The sequence below is a fragment of the Cognatishimia sp. 1_MG-2023 genome, assembly GCF_030548175.1.
Classification (GTDB): domain Bacteria; phylum Pseudomonadota; class Alphaproteobacteria; order Rhodobacterales; family Rhodobacteraceae; genus Cognatishimia.
In genome coordinates, this window is the sequence record NZ_JAUORX010000004.1 from 58,375 (window position 1) to 74,398 (window position 16,024).

Sequence of the window (16,024 nt, forward strand, 5' to 3'; positions counted from 1 at the left end):
ACAGAGGTGCGTTATGGAAAAGATTTCCGAAAACATTTGTTTCGGCGGAACACAGGGCGTTTACAAACACACGTCAACCAGCTGCAACTGCGACATGACCTTTGGTCTGTTCCTACCAGCAGAGGCAAAAGATGGTCCCGTACCAGTGCTGTGGTATCTGTCGGGCCTGACCTGCACCCATGAAAACGCAATGACCAAAGCAGGCGCTCAAGCTTGGGCTGCTGAACAAGGCATCGCACTGGTCTTTCCAGACACCAGCCCACGCGGCGACGATGTCGCGGATGACGAGGCATATGATCTTGGCAAAGGCGCTGGTTTCTATCTGAACGCGACAGAGGCCCCGTGGTCCACGCATTTTCGGATGTGGGATTATATCGCATCTGAATTGCCAGAGCTGCTAGGCCAGAACTTTCCACTAGATATGGATCGTCAGGCAATCACGGGCCACTCCATGGGTGGCCATGGCGCGCTGACCTTGGCGATGTCTTTGCCGGGTCGTTTCAAATCTGTGTCGGCTTTTGCGCCCATCTGTAACCCGATTGCCAGCGATTGGGGCATCAAGCAACTCAGCGCCTATTTGGGCAATGATCGTGCTGCATGGGCCGCGCATGACGCGACGGTTTTGATGGGTGACAAAGGATTTGATGGCCCGGTGTTGGTTGATGTGGGCACCGATGATCAGTTCATTGAGCTCTTGCGTCCCGAAGCGCTGGCAGCCGCCATCGCGGACAAGCGCCAAGAGGCGACCATTCGCCTGCAAAAGGGCTACGACCACAGCTACTTTTTCGTAAGCACTTTCATGGAAGATCACATCACCTTCCACGCCGAAGCCTTATACGCGGATTAAATTATGTCAGATTATGATCTTATTGTTATTGGTTCCGGCCCAGCAGGTCGAGCCGCCGCCATTCAAGCGGGCAAACTGAAACGCAAAGTGCTGGTGATTGATCGCAAGGACCGCTTTGGCGGCGTATCCGTGCATACCGGCACGATCCCATCAAAGACATTGCGTGAGACGGTGTTGAATCTGTCGGGTTATCGCGAGCGCAGCTTTTATGGCCGCAGCTATCGGGTAAAAGACGAGATCAAAGCTGACGACCTAAAGGCGCGTCTGCACATGACCTTGGATTACGAAGTCGACGTGCTGGAGCACCAGTTTAACCGCAACCACGTAGACACGCTGAATGGCGTGGCCAAATTCCTTGGCCCGAAAGAGATCGAGGTCGCGACAGAAGGTGGGGAAACCACCGTTTTAACCGGCGACAACTTCCTAATCTCGACCGGCACAAAAACCTACCGCCCAGACAATGTGCCGTTCAACGGTGTGAACGTTCTGGACAGTGATGAGTTTCTGGAAATGGCGCGCATCCCGCGGTCTTTGGTCGTTGTGGGCGCAGGCGTCATCGGTGTGGAATACGCAACGATGTTCTCGGCACTTGATGTCAAAGTGACGTTGATCGAGCCACGCGACAGCTTCTTGGACTTCATTGATTCGACCCTAATACAGGACTTTACGCACCAAATTCGCGAAAACGGTGTGGATTTGCGTCTTGGGTCTGCGATCGAAAAGATCGAAGAAAACGGCGACATGGTAGAGGTCTCGTTGGAAAATGGGCGCCATGTGCGGGCAGAGATGCTGTTGTTTGCAGCCGGTCGCATGGGTGCGACAGAGCGGTTGAATTTGGATGCTGTGGGTTTGGAAACAGATCACCGTGGTCGTATCACCGTAGATCGCAAAAACTATCAAACCGCCGTGCCGCATATCTATGCAGCGGGCGATGTGATTGGCCACCCAAGCCTTGCGTCAACATCCATGCAGCAGGGCCGTGTCGCGGCCTGTCATGCGCTGGAAACGCCGACCTTGCCGGAAAGCCCGTGGTTCCCATACGGCATTTATTCGGTGCCCGAAATTTCCACCTGCGGCATGTCCGAAGAAGAGCTGCAAGAACGTGGCATCGCTTATGAAGTCGGCGTGGCGCGGTTCCGCGAAACCTCGCGCGGGCACATCATGGGCTTGGAACATGGCATGCTGAAAATGCTGCTGTCGCTAAAAACCCGCCGCCTGCTGGGTGTGCAAATCGTCGGCGAAGGCGCGACAGAGCTGATCCACATTGCCCAAGCTGTTTTGAACCTAAAGGGCACCGTGGATTACTTTGTTGAGAACACGTTCAACTACCCGACCTTGGCCGAAGCATATCGCATTGCGGGCCTAGATGCGTTTAACCGCATGCCGATCCCCGAAGAGTTCAAAGCCAAACGCCAAGAGCGTGAAGCCGAGAAAAAGGCAACGCGGGCCAAGATGAAAGCCGAGGCAAAGAAGTGACAGACATCTACGTCGACGCCGATGCTTGCCCCGTAAAGGCCGAAGTGGAACGGGTTGCGACCCGCCACAAGCTAAAGGTCTATGTGGTCAGCAACGGCGGCTTGCGCCCTTCGGTGAATCCGCTGATTGAAAACGTCATCGTACCTGATGGGCCAGACGTGGCCGACATGTGGATCGCCGAGCGCGCGGGCGTTGGGGACGTGGTGATCACGGGTGACATTCCCTTGGCCGCGAAATGCGTCGAGGCGGGTGCCAAGGTGCTAAAACACAACGGCGAGGCTTTGAACGAACGCAATGTTGGCCAAGCTTTGGCTGTGAGGGATTTGATGACCGATCTACGCTCGGCTGATCCCTTCCGCCAAGGCGGCGGCAAGGCATTTTCCAAAGCCGACCGCAGCCGATTTCTGGATGCATTAGAACGCGACATTCGCGCGGCAAAAGCCGCAAAACCGCTAAGTTAGGGTCTATTTCCATGCCAATCGAAGCAGTCATTTTTGACGTCGGAAACGTGTTGATCGAATGGAACCCAGAGCGGTTCTACGACAAAGCCATCGGTATTGAACGCCGCAAACAGATGTTTGCGGAACTGGACATGCACGACATGAACAACGACATCGACCTAGGTGCGCCATTTAAACAGCGCATCTATGACTTTGCCGAAGAGCACCCCAAATGGGGCGACGAAATCCGCATGTGGCACGACAATTGGTTCGACATGGCCAGCCCAGCGATTGATCATTCATGGCGCTTGTTGCGGGCGTTGCGGGCCAAGGGCATTCAGGTCTTCGCGCTGTCTAATTTCGGCGTTGATAACTGGCCGCCAGCTGTCGAAGTATATCCAGTGCTGGGCGAGTTTGACCGCGAGTTTGTCTCTGGCCGGATGCAAATGGTGAAGCCGTTTAATCGTATCTATGAGAAAGTCGAAGAAGACACAGGCATCGAACCTGATCGCCTGATCTTTACTGATGACCGCGAGGACAACATAGCCGCTGCCAAAGCACGCGGATGGAAGACGCATCTGTTCACAGACCCACAAGGCTGGGCAGATCGTTTGGTCACCGAAGGATTGCTAACCGAAGCAGAGGCCGCTTAGGCCCCTGCCGCCGCCGTTAGGGGCCGTTCCTTGATGGGCAGGTGGATAATCGCGCTAAACGCGCCGATGCCAACACCGATCCACCAGACGGCCTCGTAGCTGCCATAGACGTCATACAGACGCCCACCCAGCCAGACACCCAAGAAGCTGCCCAATTGATGGCTAAAGAACACGATGCCATAGAGCGTGCCCATGTAACGCAGCCCATAGATATGCGCGACAAGGCCAGAGGTCAGCGGCACTGTGGCCAACCACAATGACCCCATAGCGATGGAAAACAGGATCACAGTCGCGGGTGTCATTGGCGTTAGGATAAAGGCCGCGGCAACCACAGTTCGCGCGGTGTAAATTCCCGCCAGCAAGTATTTCTTGGAATAGCGTTTACCCAGATAGCCCGCGTAAAGCGTGCCCGCGATATTGGCCAAACCGATCAACGAAATCGCTACCGCGCCCAGCCGCGAGGTGGAGCCAATGCCAACCGAGGCCAGAATGCCGGATGGATCAATTGCCCCGCAAACCTCTGTCACAAAGGCCGGGAAGTGCGCGGTGATAAAGGCCAGTTGATAGCCGCAGGAAAAGAAGCCCAGAAAGATCAGCGTGTAGGTCGGATCGCGAAAGGCTTTCTTCAGGATCTGCCCCATGCTTTCCTCTAGCTCGGCCTTGGTCGCGGGCGGCGTTGGGGAGCGCATCATCGGCAAGGTCAGCAGAACCGCAAGGATCGCCGCGGCGAACACAAGGAAGGTATTCTGCCAGCTCATATAGCTCAGCATGATTTCCGCCACAGGCGCGCCAAACACCTGCCCCGCACTGCCTGCAGCGGTGGCAATCGCCAGTGACATACTGCGGTTTTCATCTGAACTGGCGCGGCCGACCACGGCCAAGATCACACCAAAGCCGGTCCCAGCGATACCGAAACCGACCAACACTTCGTACATCTGATGGGCTTCGGGCGTGATCGCAAAGGATGACAACACAAGCCCCGCCGCATAGATCAGCGCACCCATGATGATCGCTTTGCGGTCGCCAATCTTTTCAGCAAGCGCGCCAAAAATCGGCTGACCAATGCCCCAGGCCAGGTTCTGAATCGCAATCGCTAATGAAAACTCGGACCGCAACCAGCCAAACTCTTCAGCAATTGGAATTTGGAACACGCCAAAGCTGGCGCGGATCGCAAAGGACACAAGGATAATGACACAGCCGACAATCAGAACCGGCGTAAAAAGTGGGGTGCGCGCGACCATAGCAATCTCCAGAAGGTTGCGCGGATCATGCAGGGGCACCCGCCCACGGTCAAATCAGAATTTGTGCGGGCGGGATTCAGTGATTGTGATTAAGGCTTAGGGATGGTGCGCGAAATGCGGCACGCCTTCGGGCAATGTGATGCCCGGCGCCTTGCGGCTGGTCCAGATTTGGATCGCCTTAGAAAAATCAATTGGATCATCCAATGAACCCGCGCGCACCTTTAGCATTGCGTCCTTTTCGATGTCGCCATGCCACACGCGCGTGCCGCAAGTCTCGCAGAAGTTCGCGAGGACTTCGTTGCCGCTGTCTGCCACGCGCAGCCACTGTTTTGGCTGACCAGACACCACAGAGACGGCTTCTGTTGGTACAACAATCACGGAACCAAAGGCCGATGCAGATTGCTTTTGGCAGCTTGCGCAGTGGCACATGATCGCTTTTTCATCTGTCGGCGCGATGATGAATTTGATGGCGCCGCATTCGCAGCTGCCTGTTCTTTCAGTTGTTGCCATTGTGTCGTCCTTTCAAGGGCTTATTCAGGGCGTGGGATAGGTCCCACGTCCAAAGGTTGGGCATATCCACGCTGAAAACCGGGACGGTCTGCCAGTCGCAGGTACCAGTCTTTGACAGCGGGGAAGTCGTTTAGATCGACCTTGTGATAGTCAAACCGCGCGGCCCAAGGCCAAATGGCGAACTCACAAATAGATAGATCATCAAGGATGTAGTCGCGGCCCGTCAGATGGGCGTTTAGAATGCCGTAAAGCCGCTTGGCTTCGTCATTGTAGCGCTTTTCCGAATAATCAGAGAGGCCGGGGTTATAGTGCAAAAAGTGATGCGCTTGCCCCAACATCGGGCCAAAGCCGCTCATCTGCCACATCAGCCATCGCATCATTTCCCAATAGTCGGGCGTGCCGTGGGCGGGGGCGAATTTGCCGGACTTCTCTGCCAGATACAAAAGGATCGCACCGGATTCGTTAATCGCCGCACCGGTTTCATCCACTAAGGCGGGGATTTTATGGTTAGGGTTCACGGCCAAAAAGGCCGGATCGTGCTGCGCACCCTTGGTGATGTCGATAGGAACAGCCGTGTAGTCCAAACCCATTTCTTCTAACGCGATAGAGATTTTGCGGCCGTTTGGGGTGGTCCATGAATACAGTGTCAGCAAAATATTTCCTTTCTTTGGGGCAACGCGGCCCGTCCAGAAGTGTTCAATGATGGAATACCAGCGCTGCGTGACCGATAATTCCGAATAACCTGACCCAAAAGCCGAAACACACAGAGACGTCGGGTATTCCTAAACAGTACTTTTCATGCCAGCCCACGCAAGATATTCAATCCACATGACATCGATGCAGGATATTTACGCCGCCCTCGTGGCCTCAGGCGACCTCACCCCGGACCCGGCGCAAGAAGCCGTTTTGCCAGAATTCGACCGCGTCCGAGAAGGCCTTGCTGCCCCCGCACCCAAAGGCGGATGGTTTCGCAAAGCCAAACCAGATCCGGTAAGGGGCCTGTACCTATGGGGCGGTGTGGGGCGCGGCAAATCTATGTTGATGGATTTATTCGTGGATCACGTCGACCAACCTGCGCGCCGCGTGCATTTCCATGCCTTCATGCAGGAAATCCACGCAGGGATGCACCAGGCCCGCCAAGACGGCGTTGATGATGCGCTGGCACCGGTGGCCGCCAAGGTCGCCGAAGAGGTGCGCTTGCTGGCCTTTGACGAAATGCAGATCACCGACATCACCGATGCGATGATCGTGGGGCGTCTGTTTGAAATGTTGTTTGCCGCTGGGGTCACGGTCGTGACCACATCAAACCGCGTGCCGGATGATCTGTACAAAGACGGGTTGAACCGCCAGTTGTTCCTGCCGTTCATCGATATCCTGAAAGAAAAGATGGTGGTTTGGGAAATGGTCTCGCCCACCGATTACCGCCAAAACCGCCTGTCAGGACAACAGGTCTATTTCGTACAAGCCCGTGGCGAAGCGCGTGAACAGATGCGATCTATCTTTGACGATCTGACAGGCGGCGCAGCGAGTCCCCTGACGATCACCGTCAAAGGCCGCGAGGTTGAAATCCCCGCGTTTCGCAATGGCGTCGGTCGCGCGACGTTCTTTGATCTGTGTGGCAAGATGCTTGGCCCGGGTGATTACCTAGCCATCGCCGAAGCGTTGAAGGTTCTGGTCCTAGAAGACATCCCAAACCTAAGCCGAAGCAACTTTAACGAAGCCAAACGCTTTGTGACTCTGATTGATGCGCTTTACGAAGCCAAAGTGCGCTTGATCTGCTCTGCCGCGGCAGAGCCAGAGATGCTGTATCTAGAGGGCGAAGGCACGTTTGAATTTGAACGCACCGCCAGCCGCCTGCGCGAGATGCAGGATGCCGATTGGGGCAAGACCGAATCAGTCTAACTTTGGGGTAAAAACGAAACAGGGGATGCCGAAACATCCCCTGAAACTCGATGATTTTTGCCTGCATGACGAAATAGAAGTGCTGCTCGGCCACCCTCTATCCCACTGCCATCATTGAAAAATGTTCTATTGAAGTGACTATACGCCTCTACAAACGAATCGGTCAAGGGCCCGCGAATCGCTTTTGCCGAATCAATCACATAACGATTCGCAGAAGTGAGTCGTTTCAACGACTTAGCCTGTGAAAAAAATTTGCGTCAGCCGTTCTCGCGTAGGATGTTTCCAGCAAGGTACAAAGACCCGCAAATCAGCACCCGCGCGTTAGAGGTCTCTTCGTTAATAGAGGTTAACGCAGAGCTAACGTTTTCAGCGATTTTAGCCGACATCCCGACCTGTTTTGCCGCCAGCGCAGTAGCCTCTGCAGGCAATGTATTTGCCTCGCCCGGGATGGTGACCGCGGTCAGACTTTCTACCTGTGATTGCAACGGTGCTAGGTAACCCGTCACGTCTTTGGTATTCAGCATCCCGCAGATCAGATGGGTTTCACGCGGTGGTAAGCTGGCCAGAAGCTTGGCTATCGCCTCGCCTGCCGCCGCGTTGTGACCACCGTCGAGCCATAGCTCAATCTCTGGTGCGGCTTCGACCAACGGCCCTACTTTCAGCTTTTGCATCCGCGCGGGCCACTCGGCATTCACCATGGCTGCCTCACAGGCTGCTTCGTCCGCACCAAGGTAGCGCAGCGCCGCCAAAGCCGCCCCTGCGTTCATCACTTGATGTTCCCCCAATAGCGCGGGCATCGGCAAATCCAACAAGCCGCGATCATCCTGATAGACCAAACGCCCACGCTCTGTTGTGACATGCCAATGCTGCCCATGGGCCAACAACGGCGCGCCCAAACGCATCGCCGTCGCTTCGATCACATCCATCGCGTCTTCCTGCTGCGGACCAACCACACAAGGCACACCGCGCTTGATGATCCCGGCCTTTTCCGCCGCGATCTTGGCAAGCGTATCCCCTAGAAATTGCTCATGATCTATCGACACCGGCGTGATCACCGACAGCTCTGGTGTGATGACATTCGTCGCGTCCAACCGGCCACCCAGCCCAACCTCTAGCAAGGTATAATCCGCAGGCGTCCGCGCAAAGGCCAGCAGCCCAGCGCAGGTCGTGATTTCGAAATACGTAATGTCGATGCCGCCGTTCTTGGCATAGCATTCGTCCAACACTTCGGTCAGGTAATCCTCGGAGATCAACGCACCCGCCAGCCGGATACGCTCGTGAAACCGTGCCAAATGCGGAGACGTATAAGCATGGGCGGTCTTGCCCATCCCTTCAATCCCAGCACGGATCATGGATTGCGTTGACCCTTTGCCATTCGTGCCCGCGATATGGATCACCGGAGGCAGCTTTTCCTGCGGATTGTCCAATGCCGCCAACAACCGCCACATGCGGTCCAACGTCAAATCAATGACCTTGGGGTGCAGGGCCATCATACGGTCTAGGATTTTGTCAGAAGATTGGGCTGTCATGTCAGGCTCACGAAACTAAAGCTTTTAAGCGCCTTAGCGAAAATCCGTGAGCCGCACAACCAAAGCGAGTCGCTCGGGTCGCCCCGAGCCACTCAAATGCGTTAGGCTTTTGCGTCTTCTGCAGGCTCTTCGGCCTCTGCAGGGGCAGCCTCTTCAACCGCTCCTGGCGCAGGCAGATCACCAACGATCGCAGGTGGCATGTCCATCAGCATACGAACGATTGTGATCAATTCGTTCCGCATGTCGGTCCGCTTGGTCACGCGATCCAGCATACCGTGATCCAGCAGGTATTCCGCGCGTTGGAAGCCCTCTGGTAGCTTTTCACGGATCGTTTGTTCAATCACGCGCGCTCCAGCAAAACCGATCAACGCATTTGGCTCCGCGATTTGCACGTCGCCCAGCATCGCATAGGACGCGGTCACACCACCGGTTGTTGGGTGGGTCAGCACAACGATATACGGCAAGCCTGCTTCTTTCAGCATTTGCACAGCAATTGTAGTACGCGGCATTTGCATCAGGCCAAGAATGCCCTCTTGCATACGCGCGCCACCGGCAGCCGAGAACAGAACCAATGGCCGCTTCAATTCAACAGCACGTTCCGCGGCCGCGACAATGGCGTTGCCGACATACATCGACATAGAGCCGCCCATAAAGGAAAAGTCCTGCGCACAGGCAACGATTGGTGTCCGGCCAATCTCACCTTCGGCAACCAGCATGGCCTCGGCCTCGCCGGTTTTCTTTTGCGCGGCCTTCATGCGCTCTGGGTATTTCTTTTGGTCTTTGAATTGCAAAGGGTCCGCGATGGGCGTTGGCACGTCGATCTCGACAAAGATGCCGCCGTCAAACAAGGCCAAGAAACGATCCCGTGGCGAAATCGCCATGTGGTGATCACATTGAGTACAAACGTTCAGATTGTCCTTAAGCTCACGATGAAACAGCATCGTGCCGCATTCTTTACACTTAGACCAAAGATTCTCTGGCACCTCACGGCGCGAAAAAATCGAATTGATCCGTGGACGGACGTAGTTTGTAATCCAGTTCATACGCGTTAACCCCTAAGTCGCGAAACAAACCCGAAATAAGCTGCAATGACGGGAATTGCAATCAGCGCCTTATGGCAATTCGTGCTGCCAGCCATAGACACAGCAAAACTGGCCCCTCTATCAGCAAAGCCGTTCGCACAATATCCGTATCGTCTGGACCATAGGGCACATGTAGCAAGGCTAGACCATCCCAATGGCCTGACATGGCCATGATCAGCAGAGCAGAGACATTGTTCACAAAATGCAACGCAATGGCTGGGCCAAGGTTACCCGCGCGCGCCGTTAGGTCGGCGGCCACGATGCCAAAACCAACCGCCCAAAGCGCAATAATCACCGCATTATCGCCATAGGTTTCGGGCGATAGATGCAGAAAGCCGAACAACACACTCGGCAAGACCATCCAAACCGCAGGATGCGTGAATCGCGCCGCCAGCTGGCTTTGCAGATAGCCTCGGAAAATAAGCTCTTCGGTCGAAACCTGTATCAGAAGGGCCAGCACACCAAGCGGCACCAATGGCAGCCAATCGGCGAAACTCATGTGGAAATCTGGTCGCAAGGCTTCGGGCATGGGAATGATCAAAAACACACCCAACATCACCAGCCCAACACGCAAGACCTTATAGAAATCGTGAAACGCCTCGCGCAATGGCCCAAACAAACTGCGTAAACCGCGTTTATGGATCAATCGCAACGACACCCATAGCGCACCGGCCGGTAATACAAAGGACACCAAAGTAATCAGAACTCCGCGCGCGGTTGACCCATCTGTCAGTTCAACCTGCAACTGCGCCCAATCGGACCGCCCCTGAAGCCATTCCAACAGAGCCAAATTAAACGCCCCAACGGCGAAAATCAGAAACACAAAGCTTCCGATCAAACGAGGCACCCCAGCGCTCGCGCGGGCAGGTGCAATGAAATCTTGGTGGCGGTCATACGGCGTCATGGGTCAGGCCTAACCATTTTTTAGTCACAGGTACAGATAAAGACCGGCGGAGGTCTGCCCATAGAGGCGTTTTGGAGTGGAATTTCCCCCTGCCCATCGCTTGCTCCATTGGGGCCGCTCGGCTATCCATCTTGCATTGGGGATCTAGGAGCTTGTGATGATCAAGCAAAACACAGCCCGCGGTATCACGCTGGCACTTGCTGCATTAACCATTTTGTCGGGATGTATGCCAAGCTTGAATGACGGCAATACAGAACGCCGCGGCTTTCTTGCTGGGCGCGATCGCCCGGACGAACAGCACCTCCCCGGCCCACGCCAACGCAACCTCGCAGATGGTGACGTTATTGTTAAAGCACCGGATGCCTATTGCGTTGATCCTTCCGTTGTCACGTCCGACAACTTTGCGCTCTTGGCTGAATGCGGCACGCTAAACAACACCCCTGCCATTCATGCCGAAGATCGCGGCGTGATGACCGTCAGCGTCAGCGCGGCCTTTCCACCAGAATTCCTACCACAAGACATGCGCCCGTTTTTGGGCGAAGGCCAAGACGTTGACACCAACGTAAAAGGCCTTGCGATCAAACGCATCAACGCGGGCGAGACCGCTCCGCTCCCCGGTGCCGATCCACGCTATTGGCGCGGCGCGATGCAGATCAACGGCCACGTTGTCACCTTTGCCGTCTACGGCCCACCTGATGGCGCGGCTTTGGAGGCCCACGGCAAATACCTGATCGAAGAGCTGGCCAAGAACACGCAATCCGCAAGTCCACGTCGGTTACGCGCCGCCAAACGAGTCAAAAGTCCCAATCCGAGACAACAAAATGCAGAAAATTCGCAACAACCGCGCTTTGGAGGCATTGGGCGTTTGTTTCAAATAAACCAATCGGATACACAATAAAGCAACGTGTCGCGAATTGTTTCCAGTTCGCGATCAGTCAGCAAGACGACGCGGGGCAAAATGGGACGACGATCTAGACAAGTATTGCAAAAGGTATTGCAACGCGCCGTAGCGCGCTTTTGGGCACAGGCCGCACGCGAAGCGACAAACAGCAGCCTGCCAACGCTCCGCCGCCGCCGGAACGCGGCCCGCCGCCTGCGCACCCACCTTGATGGGTTGATCTCAGTCGCCGATGGCCGCCTTGCCCTGCCGATCGTCGGATCAAACACCTTTCACAAACCGCATGGCACCGATTGGGCCTGGCGCCCAAGCCTATGGCGCAACAGCCTACCGACCAAAGGCCGCGTAGCCGTACAAAGCAAAGAGGGCCTCGGCAAAGAGGTCACGCTGTTTCATGACTGCAGCATTTCCGAACTGACCCTGCGCCAGCTCCGCAACCTGCGCGAAAAAGACCTCGCACCTTTCGGCCTGCGTATGGATGTTTTCCGCTTTGACGGCTCGTTCCTGTCCTTGGTGATCGAATTGCCACCAGAGGCCCTGCAAAACCTAGACCGCCACTTCCTGATCCGCATGGACACCATCGTGGAAATGGAAAAACCGCTGGAAATCTTTGCGCGGCTTAACATCAAACACGGCCCGAATACCGAACAGATCGTGCGCGAACTGCCGTTGCACGAAGAGGACATCATGGTCGAATTCGACCTCGCCTATTCGCGCCTGAACGAAAAACGCATCGAAAAAGCCTGGATCGACCTGATCTTTGAAGGCCCCGAGATGAACCAAGTCATCCTCCGCGATGTCACCTTTAGCCGCCGCCCCCGCGCCGAATTGTAAGGACGCCGTCATGAGCCAATATTCCGTCTCCAAAACCCGACTCTTCGAAGGTGTCTGGGAAGGTGTGGTTTCCACATCCGATGACAGCGCTGGCCAACCCCAGATCGACGCGACCCATCAAGAACAACCGCTCCCAAACCTGCGCCTCACCGATGACGGGCACGGCAAATGGACACTGCGCATTCCAATTCCGGCCAACTTGCTGGCGGACGGCGTACAAACCATCCTGATCCGCGACAGCAGCACCCATGAAACGCTCGACAGCATCGTGATCGTCTCTGGCGAACCGCTCTCCGAAGACATCCGCGCCGAAATGGACCTCCTCCGCGCAGAGCTAGACATGCTAAAACGGGCGTTCCGCCGGCATTGTTTAGAGACGATGTAACAGAGGCAGGATAAATAGAATGGAGAGCTTACAGATTCACTAGCTTCCCAGCAATTGGCTTCCGCTCTCAAAGAATGTCTGGAAGTTCGACCTCAGCCTTTTCGCTTACAGGTATGAACCGTATCGCAACGCCATCCGGCGCACTTGGCGTTTCGAAAAAGCCACCTAAATAGATCAAATCTTCATAATATGGAGATGCGTCGCCGTCCTGCCTGCGCGCATCATTCCTCTTCTTACACGAGATGTTCGATCGAACCTCGAAAGACAAGGGCGAGAGCTCGAAGCCAAAACATCCGTTTTGGCCCTCGTGGATTTCGGCTGCCCCAAATTTCACACTAACTGAACGTGTCCAGTCACTATGAAATCCAAACTTGGGCTCTACAGTATAGGTAATGGTTAAATCATCTTGAGGCGATGTCGATGCATGGTATGCATTCGGCCAACACGCAAAAATCAGCATCAGCAAACTTGGAATTGCTATCCATTTCCACATCTAACGCTTTCCCTCCAGCGACGCGGTAGCCCGCAGTTACTCACGACGTTAAAGGCATTACAACTCACTCCAATCAACACAATTAGGCTTATCGCACACAGCCCCCAACCTTACCTAACACCCCCTTACGTCACGTTGCGCATGACACGCCCCTCTGCAAAAGGCAGTCTGTTTTCAACACCAACCGGAGACAGCCATGACTCGCTATCCAAACCTTCTTGCCCCGCTTGATCTGGGCTTCACCACGCTCAAGAACCGCGTGCTGATGGGGTCGATGCATACGGGCCTCGAAGAAACCAAAGACTGGAACCGCGTCGCTGAATTCTACGCTGAACGCGCACGCGGCGGCGTAGCCTTGATGGTCACCGGCGGCATGGCCCCCAATGCAGAGGGCGGCGTTTTTCCCGGTGCGGCAGGGCTTTTTACCGACGAAGACATCGCCAACCATAAAATCGTCACCGATCGCGTGCATGAAAACGGCGGCAAGATCGCGATGCAGATTTTGCACGCCGGTCGCTACGCCTATGGCCCCGATTGCGTCAGCGCATCCCCGGTCAAATCCCCCATCTCGCCCTTCCCTCCAAAAGAGCTGGACGAAGACGGCATCGAAAAGCAAATCGCGGATTTTGTCACCGCAACCCGACGCGCTCGCGAGGCCGGATATGACGGCGTCGAGATCATGGGATCAGAGGGATACTTCCTGAACCAATTCCTTGTGACCCACACCAACAAACGCACAGACCGTTGGGGCGGCGATTACGCGAACCGCATGCGCCTACCAGTCGAAGTGGTGCGACGCTGCCGCGAGGCCGTGGGGGATGATTTCATCATCATCTACCGCATCAGCATGATTGACCTCATACCCAATGGATCGACCCACGCCGAAGTCGTGCAACTCGCCCAAGCCATCGAAGCCGCAGGCGCCACGATCCTAAACACCGGCATCGGCTGGCACGAGGCGCGCATCCCGACGATTGCCACCAGCGTCCCCCGCCGTGCATTCGCATGGGTCACGCAAAAGCTGATGGGCAAGGTCGGCATCCCAGTCATCACCAGCAACCGCATCAACACACCCGACGTGGCCGAAGACGTCCTCGCCGAAGGCTGCGCCGATATGGTCAGCATGGCGCGCCCCTTCTTGGCCGACAGCCAGTTTGTCGTCAAAGCCCAAGTGGGCCGCGCCGACACCATCGCGCCCTGCATCGCCTGTAACCAAGCCTGTCTTGACCACACATTCGGCGGCAAAATATCAACCTGCCTCGTGAACCCCCGCGCCTGTTATGAAACAGAATTGCTGATCCAAAAGGCAGAGACACCCAAAACCGTCGCCGTTGTGGGCGCAGGCCCTGCTGGTATGTCCGCCGCCATGACCGCCGCCGAACGCGGCCACGCCGTCACATTATATGATCGCGACTCGCAAATCGGCGGGCAGCTGAACGTCGCCAAACAGGTTCCGGGCAAAGAGGAATTCTGGGGTCTTGTCGATTGGTACGCCACCATGCTGCGCGAAATGGGCGTGACGCTGGAGTTGGGCAAAGCCGTGGGCGCAACAGACCTAACCGACTATGACGAAGTGATCATCGCCACCGGCGTTGTGCCTCGCGATCCGGGTATTTCCGGCCAAGATCACCCGATGGTCCTAAGCTATCTAGACGTTTTGAAACACAAGAAACCGGTCGGCAAACGCGTCGCCGTGATCGGCGCGGGTGGTATCGGTTTTGATGTCGCCGAATTCCTTGTGCACGAGGGCGAAAGCCTTGCCGAAAACCTGCCCGATTGGATGGCCGAATGGGGCGTGTCCGATCCCGAAACTCATCGCGGCGGGCTGACCCCCGGCGGCGCTGCCCCCGAGGCCCCAGCCCGCGAGGTCGTGCTACTGCAACGTAAAGCCAAAGCTTTGGGTAAGGGATTAGGCAAAACCACCGGCTGGATTCACCGCATGGCCTTGCGCATGAAAAACGTGCGCATGGTGGGCGGCGTCAATTACGAGCGGGTTGATGATGACGGTCTGCACATTTCCTATGGCGAAGCCCGTGCTAACCCCGAGGTGATTGCTGTGGACAACGTGGTGATCTGTGCTGGGCAACTGCCGGACCGGTCCTTGGCTGATGTGCTAAAAGAGCGCGGCGCGAATTGCCACGTGATCGGCGGCGCAGATGTGGCCGCCGAACTGGACGCAAAGCGCGCGATTAATCAAGGTGTGCGTGTGGCGGCAGCCTTGTAATAGGGGCTTTGCCCCCTTGGCCTACAGCCAATTCCCCCAGAGTATTTGTCGAAAGATGAAGGGAGCGGTGAAGCTCCCTTCGGGTGGTTTAGGCTCTGAATTCCAACTCGAGGGTTGGTAAACCCGCGTAGTCGTCGATGAACTCTTTGACCTCTGTAAATCCATAAGCCGCATAAAAGGCGCGGCCGATGGCGTTGTCGCGGAAGACTTCAACCGTTAGATCACCATGTTGCTGGACTGCATGATCCATCAACGCGCGGCCAATCCCCGCTCCGTGATGATCAGGATGTAAGAACAACCCGCCCACCATGTTGCCAAGCAAGGCGATAAACCCAACGGGCGTGCCATTCAGTTCCGCAACCCATGTCTCTGCTTTGGGCAGATAAATGTCACGGATCGCTTGATCTGATTGATCCAAGAAGTCTTGGCTTAGAAAAGGATGCGCCAATTCGCTGGCTTTGCGCCAAGCAACCAAAAGCGCATCTGTGTCGTCAGTTTGAAAAGGTCTGATCATTGTCAGAATCGTCTTTCATATCTTTGGGCCAATACGACCCCTGCATTTAGGAAAGAACCGGGCACGCAGATTCAGCCGCAAAAGCGGTGAAT

Annotated in this window: 17 protein-coding genes; 9 read left to right on the forward strand and 8 right to left on the reverse strand. The window is 55.7% G+C overall.

The genetic code is table 11. The features are described 5' to 3' along the window. Positions 1 to 13: 13 nt before the first annotated feature. Genes fghA through Q4544_RS07930 form a run of 4 tightly spaced genes read left to right on the forward strand, consistent with a single transcriptional unit; the run spans position 14 to position 3,416 of the window. Complete coding sequence (gene fghA / locus Q4544_RS07915) at positions 14 to 847, forward strand: S-formylglutathione hydrolase (RefSeq protein WP_303505117.1); 834 nt, start codon at positions 14 to 16, stop codon at positions 845 to 847. A 3-nt stretch (positions 848 to 850) separates the two neighbouring features. After that, positions 851 to 2,323: a Si-specific NAD(P)(+) transhydrogenase gene (sthA, locus tag Q4544_RS07920; RefSeq protein ID WP_303505119.1), complete on the forward strand. Its 1,473-nt coding sequence runs from the start codon at positions 851 to 853 to the stop codon at positions 2,321 to 2,323. Beyond that, positions 2,320 to 2,784, forward strand: coding sequence for a YaiI/YqxD family protein (locus tag Q4544_RS07925; RefSeq protein ID WP_303505120.1), 465 nt, complete (start codon positions 2,320 to 2,322; stop codon positions 2,782 to 2,784). Before sthA ends, Q4544_RS07925 begins: the two co-directional genes overlap by 4 nt. 11 nt (positions 2,785 to 2,795) lie before the next feature. Beyond that, the gene (locus Q4544_RS07930; RefSeq protein WP_303505122.1) at positions 2,796 to 3,416 is read left to right on the forward strand and encodes an HAD-IA family hydrolase; all 621 of its coding nucleotides are present in this window, start codon (positions 2,796 to 2,798) and stop codon (positions 3,414 to 3,416) included. Here Q4544_RS07930 and Q4544_RS07935 read toward each other — a convergent pair. The 3 genes from Q4544_RS07935 to Q4544_RS07945 form a co-directional block, all read right to left on the reverse strand. Beyond that, positions 3,413 to 4,657 carry an MFS transporter gene (locus tag Q4544_RS07935; RefSeq protein WP_303505124.1) on the reverse strand — a complete coding sequence of 415 codons (1,245 nt, stop codon included), beginning with the start codon at positions 4,655 to 4,657 and terminating at the stop codon, positions 3,413 to 3,415. The two genes, Q4544_RS07930 and Q4544_RS07935, sit on opposite strands and share 4 nt — an antisense overlap. A gap of 96 nt (positions 4,658 to 4,753) precedes the next feature. Next, positions 4,754 to 5,167 (reverse strand): GFA family protein, encoded by a 414-nt coding sequence (locus tag Q4544_RS07940; protein WP_303505126.1) that lies wholly within the window; start codon positions 5,165 to 5,167, stop codon positions 4,754 to 4,756. Between the two features lie 20 nt (positions 5,168 to 5,187). Beyond that, positions 5,188 to 5,820 carry a glutathione S-transferase family protein gene (locus Q4544_RS07945; protein ID WP_303505128.1) on the reverse strand — a complete coding sequence of 211 codons (633 nt, stop codon included), beginning with the start codon at positions 5,818 to 5,820 and terminating at the stop codon, positions 5,188 to 5,190. A 175-nt stretch (positions 5,821 to 5,995) separates the two neighbouring features. On the opposite strand from Q4544_RS07945, the gene zapE reads away from it, so the two are divergent. After that, complete coding sequence (gene zapE, locus Q4544_RS07950; protein WP_303505130.1) at positions 5,996 to 7,069, forward strand: cell division protein ZapE; 1,074 nt, start codon at positions 5,996 to 5,998, stop codon at positions 7,067 to 7,069. A 257-nt stretch (positions 7,070 to 7,326) separates the two neighbouring features. Here zapE and Q4544_RS07955 read toward each other — a convergent pair whose 3' ends face one another. The 3 genes from Q4544_RS07955 to Q4544_RS07965 all read right to left on the reverse strand — a co-directional run bounded on the left by Q4544_RS07955 (position 7,327) and on the right by Q4544_RS07965 (position 10,584). After that, positions 7,327 to 8,598 carry a folylpolyglutamate synthase/dihydrofolate synthase family protein gene (locus tag Q4544_RS07955; protein ID WP_303505132.1) on the reverse strand — a complete coding sequence of 424 codons (1,272 nt, stop codon included), beginning with the start codon at positions 8,596 to 8,598 and terminating at the stop codon, positions 7,327 to 7,329. Positions 8,599 to 8,699: 101 nt separating this feature from the next. Then, positions 8,700 to 9,641, reverse strand: a complete 942-nt coding sequence (gene accD / locus Q4544_RS07960) for an acetyl-CoA carboxylase, carboxyltransferase subunit beta (RefSeq protein ID WP_303505134.1) — start codon at positions 9,639 to 9,641, stop codon at positions 8,700 to 8,702. 61 nt (positions 9,642 to 9,702) lie between these two features. Then, entirely contained in the window at positions 9,703 to 10,584 is an 882-nt protein-coding gene (locus tag Q4544_RS07965) for a CPBP family intramembrane glutamic endopeptidase (protein ID WP_303505136.1), read from the reverse strand. A 157-nt stretch (positions 10,585 to 10,741) separates the two neighbouring features. Here Q4544_RS07965 and Q4544_RS07970 point away from each other — a divergent pair, with 157 nt between their 5' ends. Genes Q4544_RS07970 through Q4544_RS07980 form a run of 3 tightly spaced genes read left to right on the forward strand, consistent with a single transcriptional unit; the run spans position 10,742 to position 12,701 of the window. Further along, complete coding sequence (locus Q4544_RS07970; RefSeq protein ID WP_303505138.1) at positions 10,742 to 11,482, forward strand: hypothetical protein; 741 nt, start codon at positions 10,742 to 10,744, stop codon at positions 11,480 to 11,482. A 60-nt stretch (positions 11,483 to 11,542) separates the two neighbouring features. After that, the gene (locus Q4544_RS07975; protein ID WP_303505140.1) at positions 11,543 to 12,316 is read left to right on the forward strand and encodes a DUF6478 family protein; all 774 of its coding nucleotides are present in this window, start codon (positions 11,543 to 11,545) and stop codon (positions 12,314 to 12,316) included. A gap of 10 nt (positions 12,317 to 12,326) precedes the next feature. Next, positions 12,327 to 12,701, forward strand: a complete 375-nt coding sequence (locus Q4544_RS07980; protein WP_303505142.1) for a hypothetical protein — start codon at positions 12,327 to 12,329, stop codon at positions 12,699 to 12,701. 67 nt (positions 12,702 to 12,768) lie between these two features. On the opposite strand, the gene Q4544_RS07985 is transcribed toward Q4544_RS07980, so the two are convergent. Next, positions 12,769 to 13,194: a hypothetical protein gene (locus Q4544_RS07985; RefSeq protein ID WP_303505143.1), complete on the reverse strand. Its 426-nt coding sequence runs from the start codon at positions 13,192 to 13,194 to the stop codon at positions 12,769 to 12,771. Positions 13,195 to 13,390: 196 nt separating this feature from the next. Between Q4544_RS07985 and Q4544_RS07990 the strand changes: the two genes are divergently transcribed. Further along, positions 13,391 to 15,418, forward strand: coding sequence for an NADPH-dependent 2,4-dienoyl-CoA reductase (locus tag Q4544_RS07990; RefSeq protein ID WP_303505145.1), 2,028 nt, complete (start codon positions 13,391 to 13,393; stop codon positions 15,416 to 15,418). An 88-nt stretch (positions 15,419 to 15,506) separates the two neighbouring features. On the opposite strand, the gene Q4544_RS07995 is transcribed toward Q4544_RS07990, so the two are convergent. Next, positions 15,507 to 15,932, reverse strand: a complete 426-nt coding sequence (locus Q4544_RS07995; protein ID WP_303505146.1) for a GNAT family N-acetyltransferase — start codon at positions 15,930 to 15,932, stop codon at positions 15,507 to 15,509. Between the last annotated feature and the right edge of the window lie 92 nt (positions 15,933 to 16,024).